The sequence below is a fragment of the Acinetobacter sp. DSM 11652 genome (genome assembly GCF_900109815.1).
Lineage (GTDB): Bacteria > Pseudomonadota > Gammaproteobacteria > Pseudomonadales > Moraxellaceae > Acinetobacter.
Map to the genome: position 1 here is coordinate 1 of NZ_FOBK01000035.1, position 1,590 is coordinate 1,590.

Sequence of the window (1,590 nt, forward strand, 5' to 3'; positions counted from 1 at the left end):
AGGTTGCCAACCTAATGCAAAAAATATAGAGAATAGTGCAATGAATCAGCAACCTTATTTACTCCATTTTGGTCTACAGGGCTTTAAAGACTTTGTTCAATACAATCAGGGTGAGGTTGATAATCATCCTGTAGCGAGTTTTACATCTCTTCGCTTCTCAGCACCGAACCTGGGTCAAATTAAGATTGAAAATGGTGCAAATAGCCTACTGATTGATCACGTTTTTAATGTTTTAGGAACATCTTTTCATAAAGAAGAAGGTATTGAAGGTATAGATATTGATGCTGGCTTAAACAAAGAAGAGTTTGTACGTCCTGAGCAAGCCTATGAGGCTTATGTTGCTTTAATGAAGCGACTAAACGAGGCAGGATGGAAAAATTATTTCTATCGTTTTTCTGCACGAATAGCTAAGGAAGATAATATTCGATACCTAATGCAATCGGGTGATGTCATTGACCCGAGTTATATTTGTACTTTTGAAGAATGGAAAAAAATAATTAATAACGTTACAGGAAATTCAATAGGCTATCGGTTATATGCCAATGGTATCCTTTTGAATCTGAGTATAAAACAAACTAAAAAAACTGAAGATGGTAAAGAACAATATATGGTTCGCTATGCTTTCAATACCATTCGCTATGATGAAAGAAATTCATTGGATGACTCAGAGAACAATATTGATACTTATAAAATGACATCAAAAGAGTTAGAGCAAGCATTTAAAAATGAGTTGTTAAGAAATAAAAAGTCAAGAGAGGCTGATGAAAAAGATGCTGTATCACAAGGCTACCACATCGATGAAAACTATGTTGATCCTGACGTTTGGCAATATGTGAAATAATTAAAAATTTCTAAAATTAAAATACACCGTACGAAACTCAGGTTAATCCTGAGTTTTTTGTTCAATGTGTTCATTTGAAGCAAACATACCAGGATTAGTGATCCTAATATTTTCCTGACATTGAGAGCAAAGCATTAGCTCAGCAAACAACTTAACATTCTGCCTAATTCCACAAAGCGTACATGGTTTAGATAACTGAATAATATTGTCCATCATTTACTTCTCTCAAAAAAAAATTTCGTTATACATACTGAGTTTTATATTTTTACACACAACTAATATTCGCTTTAAAACCATCAATATCAAGAAAAATTCAGAGCTCAAGTGTTTATCTATATATATTAATTACTTATTGAATTTTTCCCCAAAAAAATGGGCTATACCCCAAATTTACTCAGAGCCCAGAATTTTCACCATATAAAACAAATATTTATGTATAATTTTTCATATTTTATAGCCCTTTTCGGTGAGCTGGATTTTTTCTTTATTTTTCAATTATATAAGCTTATATTTTGCTTTTTTAGAGCCCCACTTTTTTAACCCATTAAAATTCCATGTAAACCTTATGATGTAAAGGATTGAGCAGTTTCATCGATAGATGCGTGGTGTGTGAGAAAAAATATTCGGCATGTGCCGAGACCAAAAGTGATTTAACTGGCTAAATTGACGTACAGAGAATGCTTGGTCAACAACACAATATTGTTTCTCTCCAGAGAAACGAGTAAGCGTGCATTCCTGATCTGCTGATC

1 protein-coding gene is annotated in these 1,590 nt (G+C 33.1%); it reads left to right on the forward strand.

The features are described from left to right. A partial coding sequence (locus BMW42_RS14600) for a hypothetical protein (protein ID WP_213032625.1) occupies positions 1-841 on the forward strand: 841 nt, incomplete at its 5' end. Positions 842-1,590: the final 749 nt, after the last annotated feature.